Source organism: Leptotrichia sp. oral taxon 215 str. W9775 (assembly GCF_000469505.1).
Classification (GTDB): domain Bacteria; phylum Fusobacteriota; class Fusobacteriia; order Fusobacteriales; family Leptotrichiaceae; genus Leptotrichia_A.
This window is the reverse complement of the sequence record NZ_KI272837.1, coordinates 1-25,485: the sequence shown is the minus strand read 5'-3', so window position 1 is coordinate 25,485 and position 25,485 is coordinate 1. Positions and strand designations below refer to the sequence as shown.

At 30.8% G+C, this 25,485-nt stretch carries 23 protein-coding genes and 1 other RNA gene; 6 read left to right on the top strand and 18 right to left on the bottom strand.

The window, feature by feature from the left end; translation table 11 throughout:
- Positions 1-8 precede the first annotated feature (8 nt).
- From HMPREF1984_RS03525 to HMPREF1984_RS03505, 5 genes are all read right to left on the bottom strand, one after another.
- Positions 9-794 (bottom strand): ABC transporter ATP-binding protein, encoded by a 786-nt coding sequence (locus tag HMPREF1984_RS03525; protein WP_021766524.1) that lies wholly within the window; start codon positions 792-794, stop codon positions 9-11.
- Positions 795-797: 3 nt separating this feature from the next.
- Positions 798-1,796 carry an iron ABC transporter permease gene (locus HMPREF1984_RS03520; protein WP_021766523.1) on the bottom strand — a complete coding sequence of 333 codons (999 nt, stop codon included), beginning with the start codon at positions 1,794-1,796 and terminating at the stop codon, positions 798-800.
- On the bottom strand, positions 1,786-3,855 hold the full coding sequence (locus HMPREF1984_RS03515) for a TonB-dependent receptor (RefSeq protein WP_232219680.1): 2,070 nt from the start codon (positions 3,853-3,855) through the stop codon (positions 1,786-1,788). The genes HMPREF1984_RS03520 and HMPREF1984_RS03515 overlap by 11 nt, the downstream gene beginning before the upstream one ends.
- 66 nt (positions 3,856-3,921) lie before the next feature.
- Positions 3,922-4,341, bottom strand: a complete 420-nt coding sequence (locus HMPREF1984_RS03510) for a biopolymer transporter ExbD (protein ID WP_021766521.1) — start codon at positions 4,339-4,341, stop codon at positions 3,922-3,924.
- 50 nt (positions 4,342-4,391) lie between these two features.
- Positions 4,392-5,051, bottom strand: coding sequence for a MotA/TolQ/ExbB proton channel family protein (locus HMPREF1984_RS03505; RefSeq protein ID WP_021766520.1), 660 nt, complete (start codon positions 5,049-5,051; stop codon positions 4,392-4,394).
- Positions 5,052-5,289: 238 nt separating this feature from the next.
- Here HMPREF1984_RS03505 and HMPREF1984_RS03500 point away from each other — a divergent pair, with 238 nt between their 5' ends.
- Entirely contained in the window at positions 5,290-5,709 is a 420-nt protein-coding gene (locus HMPREF1984_RS03500) for a MarR family winged helix-turn-helix transcriptional regulator (RefSeq protein WP_021766519.1), read from the top strand.
- A gap of 90 nt (positions 5,710-5,799) precedes the next feature.
- The gene (locus HMPREF1984_RS03495; RefSeq protein ID WP_084408403.1) at positions 5,800-6,489 is read left to right on the top strand and encodes a hemolysin III family protein; all 690 of its coding nucleotides are present in this window, start codon (positions 5,800-5,802) and stop codon (positions 6,487-6,489) included.
- Positions 6,490-6,552: 63 nt separating this feature from the next.
- On the opposite strand, the gene HMPREF1984_RS03490 is transcribed toward HMPREF1984_RS03495, so the two are convergent.
- From HMPREF1984_RS03490 to HMPREF1984_RS03440, 11 genes are all read right to left on the bottom strand, one after another.
- Positions 6,553-9,729, bottom strand: a complete 3,177-nt coding sequence (locus HMPREF1984_RS03490) for an exodeoxyribonuclease V subunit beta (protein ID WP_084408405.1) — start codon at positions 9,727-9,729, stop codon at positions 6,553-6,555.
- Positions 9,722-12,493, bottom strand: coding sequence for a PD-(D/E)XK nuclease family protein (locus HMPREF1984_RS03485; protein WP_036099627.1), 2,772 nt, complete (start codon positions 12,491-12,493; stop codon positions 9,722-9,724). The genes HMPREF1984_RS03490 and HMPREF1984_RS03485 overlap by 8 nt, the downstream gene beginning before the upstream one ends.
- A gap of 194 nt (positions 12,494-12,687) precedes the next feature.
- On the bottom strand, positions 12,688-12,891 hold the full coding sequence (locus HMPREF1984_RS03480) for a preprotein translocase subunit SecG (RefSeq protein ID WP_021766515.1): 204 nt from the start codon (positions 12,889-12,891) through the stop codon (positions 12,688-12,690).
- 37 nt (positions 12,892-12,928) lie between these two features.
- Positions 12,929-13,696 carry a triose-phosphate isomerase gene (gene tpiA, locus HMPREF1984_RS03475; RefSeq protein ID WP_021766514.1) on the bottom strand — a complete coding sequence of 256 codons (768 nt, stop codon included), beginning with the start codon at positions 13,694-13,696 and terminating at the stop codon, positions 12,929-12,931.
- A 135-nt stretch (positions 13,697-13,831) separates the two neighbouring features.
- Positions 13,832-14,734, bottom strand: a complete 903-nt coding sequence (locus HMPREF1984_RS03470; RefSeq protein ID WP_021766513.1) for an SPFH domain-containing protein — start codon at positions 14,732-14,734, stop codon at positions 13,832-13,834.
- A 42-nt stretch (positions 14,735-14,776) separates the two neighbouring features.
- Positions 14,777-15,199, bottom strand: a complete 423-nt coding sequence (locus HMPREF1984_RS03465) for an NfeD family protein (RefSeq protein WP_021766512.1) — start codon at positions 15,197-15,199, stop codon at positions 14,777-14,779.
- Positions 15,200-15,383: 184 nt separating this feature from the next.
- Positions 15,384-18,035: a valine--tRNA ligase gene (locus tag HMPREF1984_RS03460; protein WP_036099636.1), complete on the bottom strand. Its 2,652-nt coding sequence runs from the start codon at positions 18,033-18,035 to the stop codon at positions 15,384-15,386.
- Positions 18,036-18,125: 90 nt separating this feature from the next.
- A complete protein-coding gene (gene rimI / locus HMPREF1984_RS03455; protein ID WP_021766510.1) occupies positions 18,126-18,605 on the bottom strand; it encodes a ribosomal protein S18-alanine N-acetyltransferase in 480 nt (159 codons plus the stop codon).
- On the bottom strand, positions 18,572-20,089 hold the full coding sequence (lepB, locus tag HMPREF1984_RS03450) for a signal peptidase I (protein ID WP_021766509.1): 1,518 nt from the start codon (positions 20,087-20,089) through the stop codon (positions 18,572-18,574). Before lepB ends, rimI begins: the two co-directional genes overlap by 34 nt.
- Before the next feature lie 49 nt (positions 20,090-20,138).
- Positions 20,139-20,489 carry a 50S ribosomal protein L19 gene (gene rplS, locus HMPREF1984_RS03445; protein ID WP_036099624.1) on the bottom strand — a complete coding sequence of 117 codons (351 nt, stop codon included), beginning with the start codon at positions 20,487-20,489 and terminating at the stop codon, positions 20,139-20,141.
- A 169-nt stretch (positions 20,490-20,658) separates the two neighbouring features.
- Positions 20,659-21,726: an asparaginase gene (locus tag HMPREF1984_RS03440; protein WP_036099622.1), complete on the bottom strand. Its 1,068-nt coding sequence runs from the start codon at positions 21,724-21,726 to the stop codon at positions 20,659-20,661.
- Positions 21,727-21,916: 190 nt separating this feature from the next.
- Between HMPREF1984_RS03440 and HMPREF1984_RS03435 the strand changes: the two genes are divergently transcribed.
- Positions 21,917-22,579 (top strand): Crp/Fnr family transcriptional regulator, encoded by a 663-nt coding sequence (locus HMPREF1984_RS03435; protein ID WP_021766506.1) that lies wholly within the window; start codon positions 21,917-21,919, stop codon positions 22,577-22,579.
- A 310-nt stretch (positions 22,580-22,889) separates the two neighbouring features.
- Here HMPREF1984_RS03435 and ssrS read toward each other — a convergent pair.
- Positions 22,890-23,093, bottom strand: a non-coding RNA gene (gene ssrS, locus HMPREF1984_RS11125) — 6S RNA.
- Positions 23,094-23,224: 131 nt separating this feature from the next.
- Between ssrS and HMPREF1984_RS03430 the strand changes: the two genes are divergently transcribed.
- From HMPREF1984_RS03430 to HMPREF1984_RS03420, 3 genes are read left to right on the top strand one after another with little or no spacing between them, the layout of a single operon-like run.
- Positions 23,225-23,749: a nitroreductase family protein gene (locus HMPREF1984_RS03430; RefSeq protein WP_021766505.1), complete on the top strand. Its 525-nt coding sequence runs from the start codon at positions 23,225-23,227 to the stop codon at positions 23,747-23,749.
- An 18-nt stretch (positions 23,750-23,767) separates the two neighbouring features.
- Entirely contained in the window at positions 23,768-24,439 is a 672-nt protein-coding gene (locus tag HMPREF1984_RS03425; RefSeq protein WP_021766504.1) for a YoaK family protein, read from the top strand.
- Positions 24,440-24,490: 51 nt separating this feature from the next.
- Positions 24,491-25,081, top strand: coding sequence for a hypothetical protein (locus HMPREF1984_RS03420; protein ID WP_021766503.1), 591 nt, complete (start codon positions 24,491-24,493; stop codon positions 25,079-25,081).
- Between the two features lie 133 nt (positions 25,082-25,214).
- Here the strand turns inward: HMPREF1984_RS03420 and HMPREF1984_RS11495 are convergent.
- Positions 25,215-25,485: hypothetical protein (locus tag HMPREF1984_RS11495; protein WP_021766502.1), on the bottom strand; the 271-nt coding region annotated here is incomplete at its 5' end.

Below are 25,485 nucleotides of genomic sequence, written 5' to 3'. Positions count from 1 at the left end.
TTTGCCTCCTAAATCTTATTCGGTATTACATAAGAAAAACCGTTATTTTCTATCACTTCGCAGTTAAATCCATATATCTCTTCCAGAATTTCAGGCCTGAAAAGCTCCTTTGGAGTACCTTCATATGCTATTTTTCCATTCTTCAGTAATATTATGCTGTCGCAGTACATTGAAGCCAGATTCAGATCATGAAGCACCATTACTGCTGTAAGGCTTTCATTTTTTACAAAATATGAAGTAAGTCTCATTATTTCCAGTGCATAATTCATATCAAGAGCTGAAGTAGGCTCATCAAGCAGCATTATATTTGTATTCTGGGCTAATGCCCTTGCCAGAAGAACCCTCTGAAATTCTCCTCCCGACAGTGAAAAAACAACTCTATTTTTAAATTTATCTATTTTCAGCATCTGCATTATTTTTTCCACTTTTTCCCTGTCTTCCCTGTCAAATCCTGTCCACTTATTTTTCATATAAGGAACTCTTCCCATATAGACAACATCTTCCACTGTCAAAGGCATTGTAAGGGATGACTTCTGGGGAACAAAGCTTAATATTTCAGCAAGCTCCGACTGGGTATATTCCTTCAGTTCCTTATTTTCAATTTTAATAATTCCCTCTTTTGGATTCAGATATTTTAATATCACCTTTAAAAGTGTTGATTTTCCACAGCCATTAGGCCCTAAAATTCCTATAAATTTTCCTTTTTCTATATTTAAATTTATCTTGTCAAGAAGATTTTCCTCACCTAATCCATAACTGAAACTGGCATTTTCTATTGAAATATCTCTTTTCATTTTTTATACACCTCTTCTTCTTATTGCAAGATACAGAAAAAAAGGAGCTCCAAAAAATGCAGTTACAACTCCTATTGGAATTTCAACAGGATTCAGCACCGTTCTTCCGATTGTATCGCATACAAGTAAAAATAGTCCTCCACCTAATGTAGATAATGGAATCAGCTTTGTATTGCTGCTGCTTTTTGCTATCAATCTTATAGTGTGAGGCACAATAAGACCTACAAAACCTATCATTCCAGTAAATGCTACTGAAAATCCCACAATCAGGGATGAAACAATAAGCATATTTTTCTTTAATTTTCCTACATTCAGTCCCAGGGAATGAGCTTCCTCATCTCCACTCAGTAAAAGATCCAGTTCGTGTCTTTTCAGATAAAAGTACATAATTGATATAGCAAGGGGAACTATGAGAATAGAAACTTTCATCCACGATGCGGCTCCTACATATCCCATCATCCATGCCACTATCCTGAAGGAATCCTGGCCTATCATGTACATGCTGAAGGAGGTGAAGGCTCCCAGAAAGGAGGAAATAGCTATTCCTACAATCAGCAATGTTGTTATATCAGTTTTTGTTTTAGATTTTGAAAGCCTGAATATAATAAGGGAAACGACTACTGAAGTTACAAATCCCAATATTCCATACATTACATCAGATAAATTGAGCATATATGCAATTACTGCACCAAAAGTGGCACTTGCAGATATTCCAATTATATAAGGGTCTGCCAGAGGGTTCTGGAAAACAGTCTGTACGACTGTCCCAGAACTTGCCAGCAGCATTCCTATCAGGATTGCCATAAATATTCTAGGTAATCTCACATCAAAAAGTATTGATCTTATATTTCTTTCATCTATGAAATTTTTATCTGTCAAAAGACCCATTATTTCCTTTATTGATATTTTTGTATCTCCAAGGGAAAGTGCTATAAATATGAATATAATCAGAAGCAGTGACAATGCTAAATATATTCTTTTCATATTTATGCTAGAATTCATAGCTTGCTCCTATAAAGTATGTTCTTTCATCTGCAGGTGAATAAGTTGTAAGGCCTGTAAGAGTGTTTGTTGTCTGACTTACATTATATTTTTTATTAAATACATTTTTAACTCCTGCTGTTAATCCAAATCCACTTTGATGTTTATATTTTAATCCTAAATCAGTTGTAGAATAAGAAGGTATTTTTTTATTGTAGTTATCAACAGCATTTGAATAATAGTTTAAATCAGCTGTTGCTCTTAGCCCATCAACTATTTCATAATCTACTCCCAGTGTTGCTTTTACTGAAGGAACTCCTGGTATTTTCTGACCATCTGTAAATTTATGAGTAGCTGATGCCAGTGTATCATCGCCAACCTTTTTAATTTTAGCATTTACATAAGAGAAGGATTCATTTACTCTTAATTTTCCAAAATACTGTTCAGCAAACAATTCTATTCCTGCTCTTTCTGTTGCCTTCAAATTATGGAAAGTCCATCTTGCTGTAGCCGGTCCTGATGTAACTCCATGATCCATATTTAAATAGATTTCATTATTTGTTTTTGTGTAAAATGCTGTTGCACTCACAAATGAATTCCATAACATATCTTTAAATCCTATTTCATATGTATCAAATTTTTCTGTTTTTATATTGTTTAATGTATAAGTTCTCGCTCCCGGTGCATAGTCAACAAATTCTGTTGCCGCCGGAGATCTGAATCCTCTTTCATATTTTACATATACATTTCCTGTATCAGAATATTTATAATTAAGACCTAATTCATAAGCGCTGTTACTTTCCTTTTTAGTTCCTACTGTTTCTCTTCCAGGTATATTAATTACTCTTCCTCCCATTCTCATAACAGAAGCAGGAACTTTTCTATTTGTTTCATATTCTGCCCTTTCATATCTGTATCCGGCTGTTCCTTCTAAATTACCAGCTATTTTATGACGTCCTAACAGATAAAAAGAATTTGTTTTTTTAGATAAATCTACACTTATTATAGGAGTTCCAAATATAGTCTGTCTTCTGCTTCCTTCATGGTCAATATAGTTATATCCAAAAATTATATTTCCATTTTCCAGTTCATAATTCCCTTTAAAGTTTATCCCTTTTTTTGTATCTTTAAACAATGTTGTAGGAGTTCCTGGTGATAATTTATCTGTATTTTGTCTATAACCTAACAATGAAAGTCTAAAAGCATCAGTAATTTTACCATCATAACCTAAACTGTATTCTTTTCTTTCAACTTCCATGTGGCTTAAATCCCCAGACTGTTTTCTGTCATTTAAAAGCTGTGATTCAGTCAATGCTCCTGCAAAAGTTTCCTCTGAATTATATCTTGCAGCCTTAAATTTTAAACTATGGTTATCAGTTATATTATATTTTAAACCACCTTTTAAATAATCATATGATTCCTTTTCCCCTTTTCTATAACCTTTTCCATTAGTATTTTCATATCCTAAATCTATAATAAATTTATTGTTAAAGTTTATTCCCGCATCAAATCCAAGCTTATTTGTTCCATAAGAACTGTTCTGATAATAAGCTTTTCCTGAAGCTCCTTCTTTCGTTCTATTTTTAGTAATAATATTTACAACTCCACCTCTAGTTCCACTTCCGTAAAGTACAGTTCCACCACCATTTATTATTTCAACTCTTTCGATATCATTAACTGATATTGTGTTTAAAGGAATATAGGCATGGGAAGCATCTATTGTATCCATTGCAATATCACCATCAATAAGAACCTTTACTGAAGAAACTGCCTTAGAAACATTTCCACTTGTTCCAAGTCCAAATCTTCCTTGTCCTCTTATATCAACAGCAGATCCAAATCCTGTCTGAGTTATGTTTACTCCAGGAGCTTGTTTCAATATATCTTCCACATTGTTATAACCCTTTTCCTGAATATCTTCAGATGTAATAACAGTAATATTTTTTATCTGATTCTCGATATTATCGCTGAATCCTGTCGCTGTAACAACTGTTTCCTGAAGTTTTCCTTCATATTCCCCTTCTGCATATAGAGAAAAAGCAGCTAAAATCAAGCTGAAAATTGCAATTTTTTTTAACATAAGTTTCACCTATGTGTGACATTAATATACATTTGTCACACTTCTCCTTTCTTCATTTGTTGTATTTTATTTATTATTTTTTTGTATATTAAGATTGATGTTCTTTATATTCTTATTTTTTAACTTTGCCATTGTTTCCACTATAGTTCCATACTCCAGATGTTCATCTGCAGTAACTGTAATATTTCCTAAAAGTTCTTTTGGAAGCTTGTCCAGTTCAGCCGGAATACCTTCCAGAGAAATCTGCTTTACATTATCTCCTATTTTTATGTAGTAGTTCCTATTTCTATCTACTACTATTTCTGCCCTGGTTTCTTCCTTTTTATCAAATTTCGCATCAGACTTAGGTATTGACAGCTGAAATTGCGAATATTTATTAAATGTAGTGGCAATCATAAAGAATATAAGAAGCATGAATATTACATCTATCAGATTTAACATTGATATTTCAGTATTCTGCTTACTTCTACGGTTTACAAATTTCATTTTTTAATTCCTTTCACAAATAGAAATATTCTTTTCTTTAATGACACACTCTATAATTGAGCACCTTTACAAACAATTTCATGCTTTTTAATTCTAGTAAGAAAATGTAGGGCCGCCCTTTCCATTTCAAGAATTATTGCATCTATCCTTCTGTTAAAATAATTATAAAAAACTAGGGAAGGGATAGCTACAATCAGTCCAAAAGCAGTTGTATAAAGTGCTTCAGATATTCCAGCCGCAACAGCTTTTGCACTGTCGGCGTTATTTGCCGTCAATGCAGAAAATGAAGCAATCATTCCTGTAACAGTTCCAAGAAGTCCCAACTGTGGAGCTGTATTTACAACTGCTCCAAGAAGCCACATTCCTTTTTCCAGTTCCCCTGTCTGTGCCAGAACAGCTTCACGTATTATTTCCTCAATATACTCCCTTTCCACATCTTCCATTTTATCTAAATCTAAATCTATACTTTTCATTATTTTAGTAATAACCGTCGATACAGAATCCTTTTTTGTTTCAGTAACTTTTACTATTTCATCCTTGCTTTCTGTCAGCAGTAGTTTAAATAGCTGTCTTCTGTACTCATTTGTATAATCTTTTTCCTTTGTGAAAAAAAGCCATAATTTCTCGAGGACTATTGCAAATCCACAGATTGATGCCAGCAATATTCCCCACATAAAAATCCCACCTGCAATAAAATAATGTATCATCATTTTTATTTTTCCTTTCAAAGTAATTTATTTTGATAATGATAATATTTTATCGTATAAACTTATATTAGTCAAATTTATTTCTCATAAAAATAAATTAATTTTTTTAAAAATTATTTTTTGTCTTTCACAACATTCTATTTTTTCTGATTTTAAATATATTTGCTCATATATAATAGTTTGACAAAAAAAATATAATTTGCTAATATTATCTTGAAATTAAGATAATAAGGTGATGTAAATGCTAAAATATAAAGAGCTTCTAGATACCGTTATTACACTTACTCAGGTAAACAGCTATTTCACAAAAGTTTTAAATGAAAATATTTCAGAATTTGGATTAAACCTGACTGATTTTTCTGTCCTTGATCTGCTGTTTCAGAAAGGTGAGCAGACAACCCAGAAAATAGGGGAAAAAATATTAGTTACAAGCGGAAGTATTACCTATATATTAAACAAACTTGAAAAAATGGGCCTTATCTGCAGAAATAAATCTGAAACTGACAAACGTATTACCCATATAAGATTGACAGCTGAAGGAAGAAAAGCTATTTTTGAAATTCTGCCCTTACAGATAGAAAAAATTAATGAAATATTTTCTAATTTTTCAAAGGAAGATCTTGTCAGTTTAAACCATTTGATGAAAAAATTTAACTTTTAATTTTAAATTTGATTTTTTCTTTTAAAAGGTATAAAATATTAGAAGATAAAGAGCTCGGATATATGTGTATATCTGATGAAAGGAGCTGAAATGAAAAATTCAAATAATATAAATCTAAAAAAGAAAAGCTGTCAAAAAAATGAAATGGGTCTGGAAAAAGGAACTTCCCATGAAGAAGAAATTGCCAATTTTGTCAGTCATACTGTCGGGGCAGGGCTTTCAATCCTTGGATTTATTCTTCTCATAATAAGGGCCAGCTGGGTAAACAGTATTCCAGCCATTATTTCCTTTATCATTTTTGGTCTTGGATTAATAACACTTTACACTATGTCGTCTATTTACCATGGTTTAAAGCCTGGAACTGCAAAAATGGTTTTTGAAATACTGGACCATTCAGCCATTTATATTTTGATAGCGGCTACATATACTCCTTTCCTGATTCTAGTTGTAAAATCTCCAACAGGAATGCTTGTACTCTGGATTCAGTGGATTATATGTATAGTAGGTATAACATTTAAAGCCTTTTTTACAGGAAGATTCAGATTGTTTTCCACCCTCCTTTATCTGTTTATGGGATGGATGATTGTGTTTTCATGGGGGGAATTGCGTGCAAATATAAGTAATATCTCATTGGCTTTTCTTATTGCAGGAGGAATTCTTTACTCATTGGGAACTATTTTCTATATGTGGAAAATCTGTAAATATAACCATATGATATGGCATCTTTTTGTACTTATGGGAAGTATAGCACATTTCTTTGCTGTATTTCTTCTTGTATAAAAGATGAAATTAAAAAATAATCGTTATGAACCATAGTCTGATTCGTAACGATTATTTTCTTTTTTACACTTCCAGTATTCTTGTATAAATTTCATATTCTCCATCAAGTTTTTTATCCAGTATTTGCTTGTAATTTTCAATCTGCTGGATATATGTTTCATTTTCTAACGGTTCATATCCTGTCTTGTAGTCAAAAATATATATTTTCTTATTTTCTTCATCAATATTTATTCTGTCCATAATTTTCTTATTTCCCTCTGAATCATATATTTCAAATTCTGTATATACTTTATATTTTTTATCGTAGATATCCCTATTTTTAGAAATAAACTCTTCCAGTCTGGAAATGATTTCTGTTAAAATAGTCTTTCCAAGCATATTTCCATATCTGCTTAAAAGAGCTGATTTTGCTGTCTTTTTATCTTCTTCAATATTATTTAAAATATGTTCAAAATAATAGTGTATAGCAAGACCTTTCTTTCTCTTAAACTCTTCCTTCAGTGTTATTTTAAAATCTTTCACAGGGAAATTTACTTTGCTGTTTGAAAAATAAGGCATTATTCTGTTAAGCTTTTCATCTGTCTGCTGATTATTTTCAGATAAATTATCCTCTATTTTTTTCTCACTTTCAGTAATTTCTCCACATTCATATCCTTCATTTTCTCCATAAACATCTATAAGCCTTTTAGCAAGACCTTTTTCTACTGTTTTGTTTGTGTCAAAAAATAGCATCAGATTTTTCTTTGCCCTTGTCAGAGCCACATAATCAGCATTTATTTCTTCCATTTCCTTTTTATATTCCCTGTTTTCCCTGATATCACTATAATCTCCCTCAATAAAGGTCTTATTGTACTTTCCAAAAGTTAATAAAACTTTATTCAACTTTGTAAATTTTTCATCATATTCAAAATAGATTTCCAGATTATTGGATCCACTTATATTTTTCTTACTTTTATAATAAAATATTGTATCAAATTCAAGTCCTTTTGATTTGTGTATAGTCATCAGATTTATTGCTTCCAAGTCACTGCTGCTCATCTGAGTTATTTTATCCTTTTTTTCTTCCATAAAACTTATAAATTCAAATAAATTATCATTTTCCTTAAGTATATTGAAGAAATTGAATATATTTTTTATATCACTGTTTGTTGAATAGAAATTTATCACATTGAAATTTTCTATTATTTTTTGAGAAAAATTTTCCTTTTCATATTTACTGTTCAGATTTTTTGCCAACTTTTTCAATTCCTTTACTTTATACAGTACATCTGAAAAAAGAAGATTATTTCTTTCCATTTTATCTATTTCTTCATATTTTTTAAGGCTTACTGCTGTAATTTCTTCCTGCCTGTTAACATATTCTGAAAAAGTTTCATTTTTTTCATCCCTCATATACTCTTCTATTTTTGATTTATTTTCAAGAAGATATCCCACATGGTCATTTAAACAGCCTATAAGATCAGATCTCATAAATTCCAGAAAATATACAAAGTTATGAAATACAAAATATTTTATCAGCTTATACAACGGGTTTACAGCTTCATGATTCAGTATAGATGCATTATTGTTTAATGTATAAGGAATATTTTCCTCATTCAGTCTTTCAACAATTTTTTGTATCTGGGTATTTGTTCTGCATAAAATACAGCTTTTTCCAAGATTTTTTATTTTCCCTTTCTTAATCATGTCTACTATATCTTCGTATGTTTTGGCAACTTCAGATTTATCAGGAATTTCTCTTAAACAGTAACTGAAATATCCTCCCTGATATTCTTCATCATCTCTATATTTTACAGGTGAATATTCCCAGTTTTCACCATAGTTTTCATAGATCCTGTTTACATTTTCAATAACCTGTTTATAGCTTCTGTAGGATTTATCAAGATTTTCAACTTTTCCATCTATTATTTTATCAAGTTTTTCAAACAGCTCTTTTTCTCCGCCACGCCATCCGTATATACTCTGCTTTTCATCTCCAACGCAAATTATATTTTTGGCACTTTCCATTAATAAACTCAGGATTTTCCATTGCAGAACACTTGTATCCTGAAACTCATCTATCATTATGGTGTCTATTTCTCCACCAATCAGTTCAAGGAAATTCTTTGTAACACCGTTTCCCTGAATAAAGCTAAGTTCCTTGTTATAAATAAATTTATATGTGTAAACTGAAACATCATTATGAGTAAATCTCTTTGACTTTCTCTTTTCATTTTCAGCAATACTGTAGATTATTTCTGCCATTTCTGTCATTTTTTCATGGAGAGGAATTACTTTTTGTGTAAATATATTTTTTGACAGACTTTTCATGAAAGGTTCTTTTAAGTTATCTATCTTTTCAATATAATCTTCTACATTTTTTCCTTTTACAGATTGTCCATTTTTTACTTTAAAGCCTCCCTTATCATAAAAAGCTCCCCAATTTTGCATTATTATATCTATCTTTTCCCTCTTATTTTCAATTTTATCCTTTATTATTTCATCAATATTTTTAAATTTTTTATAAATATTATGAAAATCCTTGTTTATATAATATGTTACTGGATTATACTCACTTTTATTCCCTTTATTTTTTACTTCCGCTACCACTTCAATATGTTTAAATGTCTCTTCAAGATAATTTACAAAACTTGTATCTTCCTTTTTTTCACCAAAATCAGTTTTTTCCTCAGACAAAATAAAATAATTCTGTATATTTAGTATATCTTTTATAAAATCTATATATGTTGTTATTTTCTTTTTTTCATTTTTCTCTTCTACTAAAAATAGAAATTTTTCAAAATAATCTTCATTTTCTAAAATTTGTCCAAGTATATTTCCATAAAATTCCTCATCCTCTTCATCAAGAGTCTCAAAATTATATATTCCAAAAAAAGGTGCTATCGTATTTTTAAATATTTTGTTTGTAAAACCGTCAATTGTATAGATACGTATTTCATCCTTATTTCTTATAATATTAAAATATATTTCCTGAAGTTTTTCCTTATTTATCTGGGAATCTTTTAATCCATAAATTTCCTTAAGATTTTTTTCAAGATCCTGCCAGTTATATTCTTCAAAGGCAATCTGATAAAGAAAATCATATATTCTTTCTTTTATTTCAGCAGTTGCTTTTTTTGTAAAAGTCATTACAACTATATTTCTATAATCTGTTCCTTTTATAAGGTTAGCTATAAATTCCAGGGAAAGTCTGTACGTTTTCCCTGTTCCGGCACTTGCCTTCAATACTGTCCTATTCATTTTCTCCATCCACCTCATCTTTCCATCTGCATATATTTTTATATGTTCTATAATTAAACGTTTCTGGTTCTTTTTCTCCTTCTCCAATACTGTAATATTCATTTTCATAATATCTTTTTAAAACATTTTTTATATCGTCTTCAGTCAGTGAAGGAGTTTCCCTCCCATCTTTTATTATTTCACCATTCCATGTATCTACTATCCATTTTTTTATTTCTTTTCCATCATTTTCTTCCAGCATTATCGAATAATAGTCAAGCTGTCTCTGGGCCTCCTCTATTTTTTCCTTTTTATCTAATTTTCCTGACTTGTAATCTACAAATATTTTTTCTATAGCTGTTTTTATATATAAATCCATTCTTCCATTTATATATACATTTTTATAAATATTTTTTTCTTTATCAAGTCTTACTTTTTCTTCAGAATAAATCTCTATTTCAGATTGATTCAGCATTTCCTCCTTTAACTGCCTGAAAAACTTTTTGATAGATTTTGCAATTTCTTCAAATGATATTTCCCTATAAAATTTAATAAATTCCTGTGGCATTTTATATTCATAGGAATTAAGTACTTCATTCAGTATTTTTCTTATTTCATTAATATCTGCATCATATTCAAACTTTTCTATCTTTTCCTTATTTTCCTTTACAATTTTTTCATAAACAGAATGAATTATACTACCAAACATCAGAGGGTTAATCTTTTCATCAATTTCCTCTATTTCAGTTTTTCCTATCATATTTTCAAGATAATATCCATATTCAAACTTTTCTATTTTCTCAAATGAATAATATCCTAAATTCAATTTTGCATCCTTTAATCTTTCCAGATCCTTTTTCAGCTTAGACTTTATAAATTTCCCTATTTTTCTCTTTTTCCACTTATCTTCTGTAAAATATCTTTTTACAAATTCAAGTTCATCCTTTTCCAGTATTTCATTTTTTATTACTTCCTTACCGTATTTCAGCCTTATTTCTTCAATAATTCCTGAGCAGTCTTTATTTTCATCTATATTTTTAATATACGACAGACACACATTTTCTGCATTCAAAATATTATTAATAAGTTTAAAATTTTCAACCTTTTTTTCTTCTTCTGAAACAGGAAGTCCTATTTTTTCCCTCTGTATCTTTGAAAAAAAGAAATTATTTACCTTTACTTCAGGAAACGTATCCTGAAGATTTAAAAATATCAGATTTTTTTTAGAAGTTTCTGAAATTGAGGAAAAATCATTTATACTGTACTGCTCCACATCTTCTTCACTTATTTTTTCAAGATCAAGACTTATAGCCTTTTTATCCAGATATTTCAAAAATAATTTCAGCAGGCTTGCAGATATATTTTTCCCAAAAAATCCTTCCCACAAATCATCAAAATCAAATTCTTCCAGAACTGTCATTTCTGAAAGTGCTTCAAAATATTTATCACGGACATTGCTTCCTTCAATATCATTTTTATTGAAGAGCTCCGAAAGATAATCTTCAAAATCCTTTAAAGTGGAAAAATTCAATATTCTTTCCAATTCCCCCATAAATTCTGCAAGTACTTTAACTTCATCTTTATATAGGAAACTTTCCCCATCTTCACTTTCTTTGACAAAATTACTTAACTGCTCCTTCGAAATATATTTATAATCCTCCCTTGCAAAAGATTGGAAATAGGAATAAGTTTTTCCAAGATCAAAAGTATTTAAAAAATTATCTGATTTATACGCATTATAAAATTCCTTAACTTTAAACATGTAATGTACATCCCCATTTTTTAAATGAACCGGCCTTACATTTTCCAGAATATTGTATAAAAGTTCCAGAACCTTATAAATTTTTGTTTTCTGCATTGTTATTTCAAGATTATATTTTATTTTAGACTGATTCAGAAGATGATAATCTGCCTCATTATTTTCAATACTTCCCTGTAAATCATATATTTTACATTCCTTTACATCTTCACCTGAAATATCATCGGAAGAAAGCTTTTTTATCATTCCCAGAAGCTGTGTAAATTTATTTTCATATTCATGAATTTCAATATTTACACCAAAATCCCTCTCAAATTCCTCCTTTTCAGGTAGTGAAAAACTATCTTTTATTTGGAGTTTTTCCTCATCAAAATCATTTTTCCCAAGCTGAATCTTATTTTCAATTTCTATTCCCTTTGATTCAAGAATTTCAATCATTTCTTTCTCAAATGGAGTAAATTTAATCTTATTTATAAAACATATTTTCTTATATTTTTTTATGAAAACATCTGATATATTTTCTTTTCTTCTAAGCATATAAGGTAAAATAAGTCCTTTTTCCTGTACTTTTTTTTCTATATTTTTATTTATTTTAACAAGCTCATCAAATGTTTTTTCCTGCCATTTTTCAAGTCCTAATTCCTCTTTATTTGAATAATCCACTTTATATTCCTGTAATTCAGAAAAAAGTGTATAAAAATTATATGCAATGTCTATTGCATCATAGTAATTCTTTATTTTCAGCTCTCTTTTTATACTTTTATCCAATGAATTATAGAATAGTACAGCCTGTTTTTCTTCCTTTATGACAATTTTATCCGTTTCAAAAAGTTTCTCATAAAAATCATAGCTGTTCATCAGTTTAAAATTATTGAAAATGTTCTGAAATGTTTGTAAGTACTCCCTTTTTATTTCAAAAAACGAAGATGTATTTTCAAATACATATAAAACTTCTTCGTTCCTATTAAATTCTTCCGGAAGGATTTCCTTCAAGTCAGATTTTAAGCCAAGATAAGTTAGTTTCATTATAACTCCCACACTCCTTTTCTAATATTATATATTATACTTCTTTATATGATTATTTACAACTGAAATTGCTGTGAATATTTTTACTTTTACACTATTTCCTCATTTTCCTGGATTTTTGGCCATATAAAAAATCAACTCAGTTTTTAAATTCCTAAAAAGAACTTTATAAAACCAAGTTGATTATTTTTTTATTATCTTATTATCTGAAACAATACTGCTACAACTAGAAATGCTGTTGCTATCCATTCAGTAAACTTTTCGATTCCTTCTTTTTCCTCGTCTACTATATTGGCATTTTTAGCAAGTCCCTGACTTCTGTCAGGCTGTAACAGGATAACAGCTATCATGATTATAGCTAAAACTACTAAAATTATTACCAGTAAATTTTCTAACATTATTCCTCCTATGAATTTACGGCAAATTATACATTAACTACTTAACTGCAGAATCTCCCGCTTTTACTATTACAGTGAATTTTTCAGGAATTAAGCTTGCTCCTCCAACTAATCCACCATCTATATCTTTTTGAGCGATAAGCTCAGCCGCATTGGCATCATTCATTGATCCACCATACTGAACTGTTACATTTTCAGCCACTTCAGCACTGTAAAGTTTTCCAAGTAATCCTCTTATAAATGCATGAACTTCCTGAGCCTGTTCCGGAGTTGCAGTTTTACCTGTTCCTATTGCCCATACAGGTTCATAAGCTATTACTACATTTGTCATTTCTTCAGCAGATACATCTTTCAATCCACCTACTACTTGTTCTTCAACTACTTTTTCAGTAGTTCCATTTTCTCTTTCTTCCAATTTTTCTCCAACACATAAAATTGGTTTTAATCCATGTTTAAGTGCCGCTTTTACTTTTTCATTAACTATGGCATCAGTTTCTCCATAGTACTCTCTTCTTTCTGAGTGTCCTAAAATAACATATTCAACACCTAAATCCTTTAACATTAATGGAGAAACTTCTCCTGTATAAGCCCCACTGTCATTTGCATTCATATTTTCAGCAGCTATTTTAATATTTGATCCTGCTGTTTCTCTTGTTGCTGTCTCTAAAGCTGTAAACGGTACCCCTATAACAATCCCTGCATTTTTAACATCTGCAACTAAAGGTTTAAATTCTGCAAAAAATTCTGCTGCCTCTTTTGCAGTTTTGTTCATTTTCCAGTTTCCCGCTACGATTACTTTTCTCATTATTCTTCCTCCATATTTTTATTTTTCCTAAATATTTTAGCATACTTTGTTGTATTTAACAATAATATTTATTTAGCATTACTACATTCTGAAAAAATATCAGCTTTAAAAGTACTCCTTAACTTCTGAACTATATTAGTTTTCAGTTTTTTCATTTAATTCTGCAAATGCAGTTATTGTGCTTGCAAGATTTTGGAAATTTGCAGGAACGATGATTTTTGTGGCATTTCCGTCAGCCGCTTTTTCAAATGCTTCCATTCCTTTTAATGAAAGTACTTCAGGCGTAGGTTTTGCTTCATTCAGAAGTCTCAATGCCTCTGCTTTTGCCTTCTGAATTGAAAGAATAGCTTCCGCTTCCCCTTCAGCTTCCTTTATAGCCTGTTCCTTTTTAGCTTCCGCTCTCAATATTGCCGCCTGTTTTTCCCCTTCAGCCACTAATATTGCAGATTCTCTTTTAGCCTGTGCTTCAAGGATATTCGCTCTTTTTTCCCTTTCCGCCTTCATTTCCTTTTCCATGGCAGATCTTATGTCAGCCGGTGGAATTATACTCTTTAACTCAACCCTGTTTACTTTAATTCCCCATGGATCTGTAGCTTCATCAAGCTCAACTCTCATATTTGTATTTATTACATCTCTCGAAGTCAATGTCTGGTCAACAGTCATATCCCCGATTATATTTCTCAATGTTGTTGCAGTAAGATTTTCAATAGCTGATATAGGTCTTTCAATTCCATAAGTATATAACTTTGGATCAGTTATCTGAAAATATATTATTGTATCAATTTGCATAGTGGCGTTATCCTTTGTAATTACAGGCTGAGGTGGAAAATCCACAACCTGTTCCTTCAATGAAACAACCCTTGCAACTCTGTCAAAAAACGGATTTATAAAATTCAGACCTGATGACAGCGACTGGTCATATTTTCCTAATTTTTCAATAATGTAAACTCTTGATTCAGGAACAATTTTAATAGCCTTAAATATTATTATTAACGCAGCTACTATTACTATTATTCCAAATGGTAATAAAAGAAACATTGTAATCTCCTCCTAAGTTTTATTTAAAATATTTTTCTGATACTATTTTCTTTCAAGTATAATCTTATTTCCTTCAAAATTTTTAATTTTGACAATATCTCCTACCTTAAAAAATTCATCACTAGTTCCTGTCCATATGGAACCTTTAAATTTTACTTCATATTCCTTTTTCTGTTTGTCAGTATTTACAACTTTTTCGATTTTTATTTCAGAACCTTTCATTTGAGGACTGAATTTTTTGTCTGCCTTTTGAATGTATCTTCTCAAAACAGGTCTTGTAAATATTACAAAAATCAATGAAAATACCGCAAAAATAACAAATTCCACAGTAGGATTATTTATAAATCCTGCAAATACCGTCACAATTAGAGCGGCAAGAGCCAGCCATATTGTAACAAGACCAGGTATCACAATTTCAAGTATTGCAAATACTGCCGTAGCAATTGCCCAAAACATAGCTCCCATTAAAGTTCTCCCTCCCGGAAATTAATCCATTCGTAAGTTTTTTGTTTTTATACATTTAATATGTCATGTATAAAATTTCTTTTTTATATTATACTACATTTTTTACTTTTTTTAAAGATTAATAAATTTTTCATCCAGTAGCAGAAATATAAAATTTTATCAGAATTTCATTATTTTACACAAATTATTTATACAGGTTTATTGATTCCCTGAATTTTGCAATTTTAGTTTCAAGTTCTTCCTTAATTGCATTTTCCTTGTCAACAACAGCCTGAGGTGCTTTCGATAAAAATGCTTCATTTGAAAGCTTTCCTAAAACCTTATCCAGTTCCTTCTGAGTTTTTTCTATATCCTTTTCAAGTTTTGCAATTTCCTTTTCCTTGTCTATAAGATCAGCAAGCGGAACATATATTTCAGTAGTTTCAACTAGTCTGAATCCTACAAGTTCAGGAATTTCAACATTAGGTGTAAAGTCATATTTTTCAACATTTGCAAGCTTATCTAAAATTTTAGGATTGTGCTCCAGTATTTTCTTTTCACCTTCGTTTACTGTCTTGAATATTACTTCTATTTTCTTTGAAGGGGAAACATTATTTTCTCCTCTTATATTTCTTACAGCTGTTACTACTTCCTTCAGATAGTCAAATTCCTTTTCTGATTCAACACTTACTAAAGCCTTGTCTTCCTTAGGGAAATCTGAAAGCATTATAGTAGGCTCATCTATTTCAAGTTTCTGCCATATTTCTTCTGTAATAAATGGCATAAATGGATGAAGCATTTTCAGACCATTATCAAGCACATGTTTCAATACCCACTGGGCAGTTGCTTTATCTGTACCTTCTCCACCGTAAACTCTTGTTTTAGCAATTTCCACATACCAGTCACAGAAATCTCCCCTGAAAAATTCATAGGCTATTTTTGCCGCACTGTCAAGCTCATATTTTTCCATGCTTTCATTTATAGCTTTTGATGCTGACTGAAGTTTTGACAGTATCCATCTGTCTTCCAGCTTGAATTCCAAATCCATTACAGACACTTTATCATCAAAATCTTCAAGGTTAGACAACACAAATCTTGATGCATTCCATACTTTATTTGCAAAAGCTGATCCCATTTCAAGAAGTTTTTCTGAAAAATGTATATCCTGGCCTTGTGATGTATTGTAAAGGAAACTGAATCTTATTGCATCAGCTCCGTATTTATCTATAAGATCTAGAGGATCAGGTGAGTTTCCTAGGGATTTACTCATTTTTCTTCCCTGTTCATCTCTTATAAGACCATGTAAATATACATAATCAAAAGGTATCTCATCATTTATATATAAACTCATCATTACCATTCTTGCTACCCAGAAGAACAGTATGTCTGCCCCTGTTACAAGTACATTTGTTGGAAAGAATTTTTCAAGATCCTTTGTTTTATCAGGCCATCCCATTGTGGAGAAAGGCCATAAAGCTGATGAAAACCATGTATCAAGTACATCTGTCTCTTCCCTTAAAGGAACATCTTTCCCAAACTTTTCCCTTGCCTGAGCTTTTGCTTCCTCTAAATCCCTAGCTACAAATATTGAACCGTCTTCCGCATAATAGGCAGGTATTCTGTGTCCCCACCAGATCTGTCTTGAAATTGTCCAGTCCCTTATATTTTCAAGCCAGTTATAGTACACTTTTTCCCATCTTTTTGGAGTTATCTGTATTTTACCATTTTTTACTACTTCCAGAGCTCTTTCAGCAAGAGGCTTCATTTTTACAAACCATTGTGTAGAAACTCTTGGCTCAATTACTGAGTCACATCTGTAACAGTGACCAACAGCATTTTTATGTTCCTTCACTCCTACAAGGTATCCCTGTTCTTCAAGATCTTTCAGGATAGCCTTTCTTGCTTCAAATCTTTCAAGCCCGCAGTATTTTCCACCATTTTCATTTACTTTTGCATCTTCTGTAAATATATTCAGGAAAGGAAGTCCTGTTCTTTTTGCCACTTCAAAGTCGTTAGGATCGTGGGAAGGTGTCATTTTAACTACTCCTGTTCCAAATTCCATATCTACATATTCATCAGCAACTACAGGTATTTCCCTGTCCATTAATGGCAGTATTACCTTTTTTCCTATTAAATCCTTATATCTTTCATCGTTAGGATTTACAGCTACTCCTGTATCTCCCAGCATCGTTTCAGGTCTTGTTGTAGCAATTACAACATATCCATCACTATCTTTTATAGGATATTTTATTTCCCATATTTTTCCATTTTTTTCAAAGTGGTTTACTTCGTCATCTGCAAGGGCAGTTTTATCATGTGGACACCAGTTTACAATGTATTCTCCTCTATAAATAAGACCATCATTGTAAAGTTTTATAAATACTTCCTTTACAGCTCTTGAAAGCCCTTCATCCATTGTAAATCTTTCTCTCGACCAGTCAGGAGAAACTCCCAGTTTTCTTAACTGCTTAGTTATAAGTCCACCGTGCTTTTCCTTCCATTCCCATGTTTTTTTCAGGAATTCTTCCCTTCCGATTTCTTCCTTTGAAGTTCCCTGTTCCTTCAGCATTCTCTCAACTTTATTCTGAGTTGCAATTCCTGCGTGATCCATTCCGGGAACCCATAAAGTATCAAATCCGCTCATTCTTTTATATCTTATTATTGCATCCTGAATAGTGTTATCCAACATATGTCCCATGTGAAGTATCCCTGTTACGTTAGGAGGTGGGATTACTATTGAGTAACCTGGCTTCTCATCATTATGCTGTGCACTAAAGTATCCATTTTCTTCCCATATTTTATACCACTTGTCTTCAATTTCAGTTGGCGAATAAACTTTATCCAGTTCTTTTTTCATATTTCCGGAATTTTCCATAATTTAACTGCATACCGGAAAATTCCTTACCTCCAATCCTTTTATATTATATTTTCTACCACAACATCTTTTTTATATATCTTCATTTTTCATCATAATTACTGCATTCTGATTATTTCCATAATAATTTTTTCTTACTGATATTTCTTCAAACCCATTTTTTTCATAGAGTTTTATTGCTTTTTCATTGTTTTCATTAACTTCCAGAAATATTTTCCTTCCATTTTTACAAAAAATATCAGCTGTATACTTCAGCAATGCATTGCCGTATCCTTTCCCCTGTTTTTTCTTCAAAACAGCTATTTCAAAAAGATCCGTACTGTCAAAGGTATCATAAAATACTGCATACCCTGATATTTCTGAAGTTTTTTCCTCAGATAAACAATAAACATCATACAGGTCATTATTCAGAATTTCTAAAAAATAACTTTCATTTTTCTTTTCTTCAAAATTTTCATTGTGAATTTTTGTAAGCTTTTCGACTATTTCAGGAGATTCAATCCCTGCTCCAATTTTTATTATATTAATCCCAGTCTGTTTAATGGCCACCATCTTAATAGTAACTTCCCTTTTATCCTGTCTTCTGCAACATATCCAAAAAATCTTGAATCAAGACTGTTTGTAGTGTTATCTCCCATAGCGATATAATAGTTCTTATCAAGAGTCAAAGTTTCTCCCTTTAACAGTTTCAGGAACAGGGCATCATCATATTTAAAGTCCATTATAGGAAGTACAAGTTCATCTCTTCCTTCCACTTTAAGAAAGAATGTATAGTATACATCATATTTTGGATTACCTTCCTCATAATGATCTTCATTTCCTATTATATCCTTAAATCCTTTATCTGTACCTACCCTAGCTAAAAATTCTTCCGGAGTCAGATATTTGTAATTCCCGTCACCATATCCTGACCAGTAAGTTCCGGTAACAAAGTTATCTGTTTTTTTCACTCTTGCTTTTCCTTTAGGAATTATAACTATTTTATCAATTTTTACTTTATCACCTTTTTTAGGAATATATATTTTGCTGTCTAATAAAAAACCTTCTTTAGTATATGGTCTATTCAGTTTTTCAGCTTTTTTATCATCTAAATAAATATTTCCAGCATCAACAGTTGATACTGTAACGTTTCCTGTGTCTTCATCAACCATTGAAGGATCTGTCAGATTCATTTCCTGTATATCTTTAATCTGTAAAGTCTGCCCTGCTACCCCTACCAACCTTTTTGTAAACATAAGCTTATTTGTAACAGGTTCTTTAAATGCCACAATATCATTTACCTTTGGAGATGTAAATTTATATTTTACCATATTTGCAAAAACTCTGTCTTTTATCTTTATTGTTTCTTCCATTGATCCTGTAGGAATTACATAATTCCCAATATAGAAAGTCTGTATAAGAAGTACAAGCACTACTGCCATTACCGACATATCAACCCTGTGAAGAGCTTTTCCAAAACTGCTTCTACGTTTCTTTTCAACTTCTATTTTTTCCTCAAGATTTTCTATCGTAACCTTTTCATTGCTTTTATTTTTATCTTCCTTCATTTCCTCCAGAAGAGTTCTTTCTGTAATTTCCTCTTTAGTAGGACGTCTGAATAAAAAGATTAGAATTACGGCTAATATTGCATTTATTACTAAAAATATATAAAATTTAACATCCATTATATTAAACATTAGACGACCAAGTATAAGCATTACTATATTTCCCATAAATATCCATTCATGCTGTGCACGAAGTACAAGAAATACAACGTTTAATATAAACATCCCATATATACCTATTATTTTTATTCCTACATTAGGATCAGGTGTCCTGTCTGAAATATAAAAAAATAAAGCTGTCACTAATAATCCTATTATAGTAATGATATTTCCTCTCATTACATTTTTATCATTTTCTTCTAATGAAATTTTATTCAGTAGCAAATCTTCTTTAGCTTTTACAAAATCTATAACTTCCTTTTCCTTAAAAAAGAAATATACAAGAAATACAGCTGTTACTAAATAAAATATTCCCCATAACAATATATTCATCTTTTTCCTTTCCTATAAACAGAAAAAGCTAGCAATTGCTAGCTTATAGCTACTTTCTAATTTCTTTAATTCTAGCAGCTTTTCCTGATAAGTTTCTTAAATAATATAATCTTGCTCTTCTTACTTTTCCTATTCTCTTAACTTCTATTTTTTCGATTAAAGGAGAATTGATAGGTATTATTCTTTCAACACCTATACCTGAAGATACTTTTCTTATAGTGAAGTTTTTAGCTACGCTTCCTCCAGAAACTCTAATAACTACACCTTCAAAAACCTGTATTCTTTCTTTGTTTCCTTCTTTTACTCTGTAGTGAACAGCTATTGTGTCCCCTGCTTTAAATTGAGGAATATCAGATTTAAGATAATCTTTTTCTACTAATTCGATTAATTTCTCTTTCAAGAAATCCACTCCCTTCTTTACGCGATATTCATTTCATCTATACCGATATTCTTCGGCAGCAACAATAAAAGCGGAATATCCTTTTTAAATGTACGTGATATTCTAACATATTTTTTTTAATTAAACAAGTATAATTTTAAATTTTTTTTATTTTTTTACTTCTTTTATTTTATACTCCTGAAATTTCCCCTGCAATGTTCTCATTCAGCTTTTCTTTTATTATTTCCACATCATTATATTTTCCTAAAATATGCATAAATTTTGTAATGGCAGCTTCAGGAGTCATATCATATCCACTTATCACACCAAGTTTCACAAGTTCTGAGCTTGCTTCATAAATTCCCATTTCCACACTTCCTTCATTGCATTGGGTAACATTCAGCACTACTACGCCTGAATCAATTACAAATTTTAACGCCTTTAAAAATTCCTTATTTTGCGGAGCATTTCCATTTCCATATGTTTTCAGGATAAGTCCCTTCATATTTCCATTTCCTGAAAAAATTTTCAGAAGAACTTCCGGATTGAAACCAGGAAAAATATCAAGAATTATCACATTAGTGTCTATTTCATAATCTACATAAAATTTTTCTTCAGGTTTTGGCATTTTTAAAAGCCTGTCTTCATATACTTTTATTTTTGATCCGGCTTCCCCTAGAAACAGATAATTTGGAGAAGAAAATCCAAAATAGTTTGATGTATTCAGTTTTCGCGACCTGTTCCCCCTAAAGAGATAATCCCTGAAAAAAACACATACTTCAGGTATTATGGGTAATCCATACTCACTTTTTCCAGCCGGAATTCTATTCTGTCTTTCTATTATTTCAATGGAAGTTAAAAGATTCTGAAGCCCATCACTTCTGACTTCCTGAATAGGTCTCTGTGCTCCCGTAAGAATAACCGTCTTTCCTAAATTTTTCAGCATAAAGGACAGCATCCCTGCAGTATAGGACATTGTGTCTGTTCCATGCAGAATAACAAATCCCTTATATTTATAGTAATTTTCATCTATTATTTCAGCAATTTCCTTCCATACTTCACAATTCATATCTGAAGAATCTATAACATCCTTTATTTGTGCGTATCCTACATTCAGATTTTCCAGAAACTGATAGTTTTTCACAACTTCACTCCATGATTTTGAAGGTCTTAAGGCACTTTCAGGATCATTTTTATCTGAATGAACCATGCTTATTGTTCCTCCGGTATTTATTATGAGAACTTTTTCATCCTCCATTTCCATTTCCTCCATTCTTAAAATTCCGGTTTACTTTTTAATTTTACATAGTAATTATAACCTACATTGTATCTTTTTTAAATAGAAAAAATCATTTTTTCCTAAAAATGTAAAATTTACATAATATTATGGTATAATCTGATAACTGAAAAATATTTTATATAAATTCAATGCAGGGAGTGATTACTTTATGAAACCTCAGGAACTTTATGAAATAATGTCTAAAATACCTTTATTTAAAGGTTTTAATATAGAAGAAATCAAAGAAATTCTGAAAACTCTGAATTTTCAGATTAAAAACTACAAAAAGGGGGAAACTGTTTTTTTTAGGGGAGATGCACTTGAACAGATTATCATTATTCTGTCAGGAACTTCCAAAGGAGAAATGCAGAAATTTAACGGGGATACTATAACTATTGACTACATTACTCCGTATCAGCTTATTGCTCCCGCCTTTATTTTTGGAAGCAGCAGAACTTTCCCTGTAGATCTTATTTCTACGGAAAATTCAAAATTTTTATTTTTAAATAAGGATAATTTTCTGAATGCCATGCAGAAGGATGAAAGGCTTCTTGTTAATTTTCTGGATGAAATTTCAAATAAGGGGCAGCTTCTTTCTAAAAGAATATGGTTTAACTTTATGAATAAAACTATAAATGAAAAAGTCCTCAGCTATATTAAGGAAAACCAGAAAAATGGATATATTTCATTTAAGCCTAGTATTTCTGAACTAGCTAAAAAATTTGAAGTTACACGTCCTTCCCTATCGAGAGAAATTTCTTTCCTATGTGACAAAGGAATTCTTACAAAAATCAAAAGTGGCAAATATAAATTGAATTGTGAAAATCTATAAAATTAAAATATTTGAATAAAAGAAGAAGAGTGGTTGGGGATCCACTCTTCAAGTAACGCTATGAAAAGACAAAAAAGATAAAATCTTTTTTAAAAATAAGTACTAATAAAATATACCCTGATTTTGATAAAAAGCAATACTCTCCTAAAAAAAATTTTTTACCTTTTTCAACTTACTGTTATTTTAAATCCTTTTTTCTTATCTTTTACCATTGATAAAACTGGATTTCTATTATCTTTATCCTTTTTCAACTTTTAAAAGAAAATATTAACATTAATTTTTTTGTTATTTTTCAATAAAAATTTTAATAAAAAAATCCGATCTACCGTTTCGACTTAATTTTTGGTAGCCTGTAAAAGTGTACAGGTGGTAGTCATGTTTATAATGATGTACAGAATCCGTGCTAAGTCTTGACCGCCGTGATTTTCCTGATTCAGCATATAAAGAGATGACCCCATTATAATAGAGTAAAGCCCAAAAATTGTATTGTCGGTAACAAATAGACCAGAAATATAAATTTTATATTATTTCCTTATTTTTTACATATACATTATATACTCTAAATTTCATATTGTCAATCTTTTAAAATTTAAAATTTTCTGTTATAATATTATAAAAACATTTTTATCAGCAGGAGGAAATCTTATGAATGAAACACTGAAAAATCTGATTGAAAGAAGAAGCATAAAAAAATATAAAAATGATAAGATTGACACAGGTCTTTTAAATCAAATACTTGAAGCAGGAACATATGCCGCAAATGGCAGAGGTATTCAGGGAACATCCATTGTTGCCATACAGAATGCCGAACTTATAAAAACTCTGGAAGTAATGAATGCAAAAGTAATGGGAAATCCGGATGCAAAGCCATTTTATAATGCACCTACAGTAGTTGTTGTTTTTGGAGACACTACTTCACATACATTTGTTGAAGACGGAAGTCTTGTAATGGGAAATCTTATGAATGCCGCTTATGCTCTTGGAGTTGATTCATGCTGGATTCACAGGGCAAGACAAATTTTTGAATCTGAAGAAGGTAGAAATCTTGCTCGTGAATGGGGAGTGGAAGATAAATATGCTGGAATAGGATTCTGTATTTTAGGCTATCGTGACTGTGAGCTTCCTTCTCCTAAACCTAGAAAAAATGATTTTGTAAGAATTATTCTTTAATAATGCGAGATTATTCATATGGAAAATAAAAAAGAAAATAAAAAAAAGATAGCTGAAACCTTCAGACTTGGATTACTGCTGTGCCTTGTAGGTGGTTTTACTGACGCCTACACGTTTACTATAAGAGGAAAGGTTCTTGCAAATGCCCAGACAGGAAATATGGTATTTTTCGCCCTCAGGCTTATTGAAATGAAATGGATGAAGGCACTATTTTATTTCCTTCCAATTGCAGCTTTTGGACTTGGTATTTTAATTGCCGAATACATAAAAGAAAAATTTAAATATAGCAAAATCCACTGGAGACAGATTATAATCCTTATGGAAATAGTGGTTCTTCTTGTTTCTTCCTTTGTTCCTAAAGGTGAACTTAATGTCTATGTAAATATTGCGATTTCTTTTGTCTGTTCCCTTCAGGTACAGGCCTTCAGAAAGATTCGGGGAAATATTTCTGCAACAACAATGTGCACTGGAAACCTCAGAAGCGGAACGGAAAACTTATACCACTATCTAACTACAAAAGATAGTGACTTCAAGCATAATGTTTTAATTTATTATGGCCTAATAGTCTTTTTTATGATAGGTGCAATCGCAGGTTCATTTTTTTCTGAACTTCTTGCAGAAAAAGCCCTTCTAGTATGCTGTGGAATATTATTTATAGTCTTTACTGTAATGTTTAAAGATAATATATGATTTTTACCTGAAAAATAAAAAATAATAAAACTAATAAATGGAGTGATTTAAATGAGAAAAATATTAACTATTATTATGTTAACATTATTGTTAACTGTTAGCTGCGGTAAACCTGAAGCACAGAAAATCCTTGAAAAGGATTTAAATGCGTTACAATCTGGAGAAACAACCAATATAACAGGAATTATTTCTAATACTAAGAATTTTTCGAATCCTAACGATGAAATGTCTGAAGCTTTTGCAAATGCATATAAAAAATTAACTTATAAAGTTACAAATGCAAAAGTTGAAGGAGATACTACAACTATGAATGTTGACTTAAAAATTCCTGAATTAGCAAGTTATTTCCCTGAATATTTTCAGAAGGCAATGGAATTAAGTTTTTCTGCGTTAAATGGAAAAGAGGAAGATACAGAAGCAAAAATTAAAAACCTTTCAAAAGAATTCTTTGAAGAAAAACTAAATTCGAAAGATTTAAAATATTTTGAAAAAAATGTAGAAGTTGTGTTTAAAAAAGAGGGAAATGAATGGAAATTTGATGAAGAAAATCCTAAAAATAAAGATTTTATTGATGGTCTAACCTTAGGCTTTGCTTCCATACTGGAAAAAATAAATAAAGACAATAAAAATGACAGTAAGTAGAAGTTATAGATACACAAAATTTTGTACACACCCGTATTATCCTTTACTGTGTCTTAAACTTATACAAAATTTGAGATTTTCTCTTAAAAAAAGGCGGTGAAACCTAAGTTTCACTGCCTTTTTTCTTATCTTATTAGTAAATAGCTCTAAATCCTATTCCACCTCTTACATTGTGACCTTTTGTATCATATCCGGCATTAAATGTTACTCCTACTCTCTGATTTTCTATTCCAAGATTCAAGTCTGCCTTGAAGTTTCCTCTTCTGTCATCCTTTTCTCCTCTTATGTTAAACCAGTCTGCATTAGTATATGCTACCCTTGCCATATTTTTTGCATTTCCTACTCTTCCAAGTTCGTTTTCATATCCTAATCCTAAAGTAGTTACAAATGTTGTTCTTACTGCC

Bases quoted from the DNA above. Each gene is read 5' to 3' on its own strand.
- HMPREF1984_RS03500 (WP_021766519.1), top strand. From the start codon at position 5,290: ATGCTAAAATATAAAGAGCTTCTAGATACCGTTATTACACTTACTCAG.
- HMPREF1984_RS03440 (WP_036099622.1), bottom strand. From the start codon at position 21,726: ATGGAGGATGAAAAAGTTCTCATAATAAATACCGGAGGAACAATAAGC.
- HMPREF1984_RS03420 (WP_021766503.1), top strand. From the start codon at position 24,491: ATGAGAAAAATATTAACTATTATTATGTTAACATTATTGTTAACTGTT.
- HMPREF1984_RS03525 (WP_021766524.1), bottom strand. From the start codon at position 794: ATGAAAAGAGATATTTCAATAGAAAATGCCAGTTTCAGTTATGGATTA.
- HMPREF1984_RS03470 (WP_021766513.1), bottom strand. From the start codon at position 14,734: ATGTTTCTTTTATTACCATTTGGAATAATAGTAATAGTAGCTGCGTTA.
- HMPREF1984_RS03480 (WP_021766515.1), bottom strand. From the start codon at position 12,891: ATGTTAGAAAATTTACTGGTAATAATTTTAGTAGTTTTAGCTATAATC.
- HMPREF1984_RS03510 (WP_021766521.1), bottom strand. From the start codon at position 4,341: ATGAAATTTGTAAACCGTAGAAGTAAGCAGAATACTGAAATATCAATG.
- HMPREF1984_RS03505 (WP_021766520.1), bottom strand. From the start codon at position 5,051: ATGATGATACATTATTTTATTGCAGGTGGGATTTTTATGTGGGGAATA.
- HMPREF1984_RS03520 (WP_021766523.1), bottom strand. From the start codon at position 1,796: ATGAATTCTAGCATAAATATGAAAAGAATATATTTAGCATTGTCACTG.
- HMPREF1984_RS03485 (WP_036099627.1), bottom strand. From the start codon at position 12,493: ATGAAACTAACTTATCTTGGCTTAAAATCTGACTTGAAGGAAATCCTT.
- lepB (WP_021766509.1), bottom strand. From the start codon at position 20,089: ATGAATATATTGTTATGGGGAATATTTTATTTAGTAACAGCTGTATTT.
- HMPREF1984_RS03430 (WP_021766505.1), top strand. From the start codon at position 23,225: ATGAATGAAACACTGAAAAATCTGATTGAAAGAAGAAGCATAAAAAAA.
- HMPREF1984_RS03495 (WP_084408403.1), top strand. From the start codon at position 5,800: ATGAAAAATTCAAATAATATAAATCTAAAAAAGAAAAGCTGTCAAAAA.
- tpiA (WP_021766514.1), bottom strand. From the start codon at position 13,696: ATGAGAAAAGTAATCGTAGCGGGAAACTGGAAAATGAACAAAACTGCA.
- HMPREF1984_RS03425 (WP_021766504.1), top strand. From the start codon at position 23,768: ATGGAAAATAAAAAAGAAAATAAAAAAAAGATAGCTGAAACCTTCAGA.
- HMPREF1984_RS03465 (WP_021766512.1), bottom strand. From the start codon at position 15,199: ATGGGAGCTATGTTTTGGGCAATTGCTACGGCAGTATTTGCAATACTT.
- HMPREF1984_RS03460 (WP_036099636.1), bottom strand. From the start codon at position 18,035: ATGAAAAAAGAACTGGATAAAGTTTATTCGCCAACTGAAATTGAAGAC.
- HMPREF1984_RS03490 (WP_084408405.1), bottom strand. From the start codon at position 9,729: ATGAATAGGACAGTATTGAAGGCAAGTGCCGGAACAGGGAAAACGTAC.
- HMPREF1984_RS03515 (WP_232219680.1), bottom strand. From the start codon at position 3,855: ATGTTAAAAAAAATTGCAATTTTCAGCTTGATTTTAGCTGCTTTTTCT.
- HMPREF1984_RS03435 (WP_021766506.1), top strand. From the start codon at position 21,917: ATGAAACCTCAGGAACTTTATGAAATAATGTCTAAAATACCTTTATTT.
- rimI (WP_021766510.1), bottom strand. From the start codon at position 18,605: ATGGTGGCCATTAAACAGACTGGGATTAATATAATAAAAATTGGAGCA.